The following is a 2,743-nucleotide window of genomic DNA, read 5'->3' on the forward strand; positions in this document are numbered from 1 at the left end:
CCTCGGCGTGCCAGCCCTCCCTGCATTGCGTCATCCGCAGCCAGCGCGCCTTGTCCGCGCACGGCTTGCACACCGACGCCACGGTGGACTTGCACGGCGAGGCGACGTATTCGACCTTGCCCGTGTGCGGGTCAAACGATCGCATGGTCACCGGCCGGACGCAGACCCCGAACTTCTCCGCCGTGGCTATGGCGACATCGGTGAAGTTCGGGAGCGCACGCCGCTCAGCCGCGGTCTGCCGGGCCGGAGCAGCCTCGGTGTTGTCGTTGCCCAGGTCGATAGGCGTGGTCATGCCGCCTGCCCCCGTCCCTTGGTCCAGTGATCCACCCGAGGCAGGATGACGGTCGCAGCGAGCGAGTCCGAGCGGCGGAACGCCAACTCGACGGTGCCGGGTCCGGTGATGGTGGCGCGGCAGTCCAGGGCGCCGAAGGCGTGCGCTAGATGCGAGACCCGGTTTTCGAAGTCGGCCGGGCAGTGCCCGTCGAGCATCCGCACCCGCACCCGATCAGTCGCCGGGCCGATCTCCACGCCGAGCAGGCGCGGGATGAAGGTGCGGTCGCCGCGGTCGATGCTCAGATGGCAGGCCGTCATCAGCCGAGCCCAGCGGCGCCGGTAGCGGAACCAGGTCAGGAACCGGACACGAGCCCGGCGGGTCACCCATCGCTCGAACATCTCCGGACGCTGGATGCGCCAGAGCATGATCCCCGCGGCCGACAGCCCGGCCACCACGAGGGCCGCGGCCGGTCCGAGGAAAGCGCCGGCCACGGCCACGAGGACCAGCGGAACGGAGACCACGGGCAACAGCAGCAGCCACCACAAGCCGAGCAGCGTCCCCCACAGCAGGTTGAGCAGGCCCAGCGCAACCAGGTCGAACACGTCCAACCGCATGGTGTGCCGGATAGAAACAGTCTTGGTGGTCATCGGTCGGACTCCGAGGTAGAGGGATCGAACAGGGTCATCTGGTCGCGGCACTCCCACCGCGGCAGCTCCCTGGCCTTACTGCTGACGCGGCGGCGCCGCTTGGACGTGGCGACCTGCTCGGCCGCCGCGGTGACGATCGGGTTCGTCGGCCGTCCGCTGGTCCCGGACACCTCGCTACTCATGCCGCCCAGTCCCCGCCGTCGAAGTCGTCGTGGTCGTCGCTGTTGTCCCACAGCGGGACAACCCCGGTCTCCACCAGCAGATGCGCAGCGATCGCGGCCGAGTCCAACCCGGAACGCTCCAGGTGGCAGCGGCGACGAGCCGCCAGGTCGATAACGTTGTCGTCGTAGCGGTGGTTGCTCATGGCTGGGCCTCGATTTCAGGGACGCCGCACACGTCGCAGGTGCGGGAACGGGTGGAATTGCCCAGCGGCCACACCGTGGTACGCCAGGACTCAGGGAAGGAATGGCCGTGCTCGACGCACCGGTTGGTGGCCTGGCAGCCGTCGCAGACAACGCGGTCGCCGTCGTAGACCCAGCCGACACCGCCCGCGGAATGGACGGTCAGATACGCGATGGCCTGGGTGATGGAGTCGAAGCAGATCGCCTCGTTCTCGCCCTCGGTGTAGTGGTCCCCGCAGGAATCGCAGTAGACGACCACATGCTGTTCGATGACCAGACCGCGTTTCATGCCGCCACCGGCCCATCTTCGGACTCGCCACCGTCACCGAGGTCATCCGGGTCGAAGCCGCTGTAATCCTCAGCCGGAGCGGCGATCTCGGGCGCCGGGGAGTAGGCGTCCACGATGGCGTCGATGTCGTCATCGGAGACGAAGTACGCCCGCACCCGCACGAACTCGCTCGACCCGTCTTCGCCGACGTAGCCGACACCCGGTGTCAGGTCGGAGATCTCGTCGCAGCGGGCACCGCGATCGCGCGCGCCTTGACCGTGGACCATGCCAGTCTGGGTGGGTTCGTCCAGCCGCAGGCCGATGCGGACGGGGAACAGTTGCCGGTTGGGCATCGTTTCCTTCGACGGGTCCTGCAACGCCGCGATCACCGACACCGCCGCCGCACGACCTTGCGACAGCAACAGGCCGGTCAGGCGCCGGAACTCTTGCTGTTCCTCCCGGCTGGCGTACGACGACAGGGAGGCCGCCTCATCGATGATGATCAGGATCAGCGGCTCTCGGTGCTGGGGACGATCTTGCGCAGACCGGCCGCGCGCATCCTGGCGAGACGTTCGCGCATCAGCTCGACGGCTTCGTTGAGCATGGCGAGGATGGTGGTGTTGTCGGTGGCGAAGCGGACGAACAATCGGTTTTCGCCCTTGCCGAACTCCGCGCCGCCCTTCGGATCAGCCAGATACACGTCCACCAACCCGGCACGGATCGCGGGACCGAGTGCGGCGATGATCGACCACAACACCGAGCCCTTACCCGAACCCGTGGCGCCCGCGAGCAGGATGTGTCCGTAGAGCACCCGTACCCGCCAGGTGTCGAAGTCCTCGGTCACCCCGACCGGCACCGCCTCCAGGTCCACACCCGCCGCGGAGACCGAGCCCGGCAGGACGGCGGTATCCGCAAGAGTGTCGAACACCCTCAATTCGAGACGGACCACGCCCGGATGCGGGAACACCACCCGCACCTCCGGCACCGCGAGGACTTGGCACAGGGCGTCGCGGGTGTCGTCCTTGGACCAGTCGTTGCGGGTCTGACCCGACAACATCAACAAGTCGATCTGGAGGCCGTAGTCGGTGTACACCCAGTCCTCCAGCACCGGGAAACCGGTCTCGACCGACCCGAGTTTCAGCGCCAGGAACAT

At 67.7% G+C, this 2,743-nt stretch carries 7 protein-coding genes; all 7 read right to left on the reverse strand.

Going from position 1 to position 2,743, the window contains the following annotated elements; translation table 11 throughout:
• Window positions 1–292: replication initiator (locus NB3_RS33675; protein ID WP_371855959.1), on the reverse strand; the 292-nt coding region annotated here is incomplete at its 3' end.
• On the reverse strand, window positions 289–921 hold the full coding sequence (locus NB3_RS33680; RefSeq protein ID WP_067811533.1) for a hypothetical protein: 633 nt from the start codon (window positions 919–921) through the stop codon (window positions 289–291). The genes NB3_RS33675 and NB3_RS33680, both read right to left, overlap by 4 nt.
• The gene (locus NB3_RS33685; protein WP_067811536.1) at window positions 918–1,103 is read right to left on the reverse strand and encodes a hypothetical protein; all 186 of its coding nucleotides are present in this window, start codon (window positions 1,101–1,103) and stop codon (window positions 918–920) included. Before NB3_RS33685 ends, NB3_RS33680 begins: the two co-directional genes overlap by 4 nt.
• The gene (locus NB3_RS33690; protein ID WP_067811539.1) at window positions 1,100–1,285 is read right to left on the reverse strand and encodes a hypothetical protein; all 186 of its coding nucleotides are present in this window, start codon (window positions 1,283–1,285) and stop codon (window positions 1,100–1,102) included. The genes NB3_RS33685 and NB3_RS33690 overlap by 4 nt, the downstream gene beginning before the upstream one ends.
• A complete protein-coding gene (locus NB3_RS33695; RefSeq protein ID WP_067811541.1) occupies window positions 1,282–1,611 on the reverse strand; it encodes a hypothetical protein in 330 nt (109 codons plus the stop codon). The genes NB3_RS33690 and NB3_RS33695 overlap by 4 nt, the downstream gene beginning before the upstream one ends.
• Window positions 1,608–1,985, reverse strand: a complete 378-nt coding sequence (locus NB3_RS33700) for a hypothetical protein (RefSeq protein ID WP_157112170.1) — start codon at window positions 1,983–1,985, stop codon at window positions 1,608–1,610. Before NB3_RS33700 ends, NB3_RS33695 begins: the two co-directional genes overlap by 4 nt.
• 113 nt (window positions 1,986–2,098) lie before the next feature.
• Window positions 2,099–2,743 (reverse strand): FtsK/SpoIIIE domain-containing protein (locus NB3_RS33705; RefSeq protein ID WP_067811547.1); only part of this gene is annotated, 645 nt, incomplete at its 5' end.

Origin of the sequence: Nocardia beijingensis NBRC 16342 (assembly GCF_001612785.1) — a bacterium.
GTDB lineage: Bacteria > Actinomycetota > Actinomycetes > Mycobacteriales > Mycobacteriaceae > Nocardia > Nocardia beijingensis.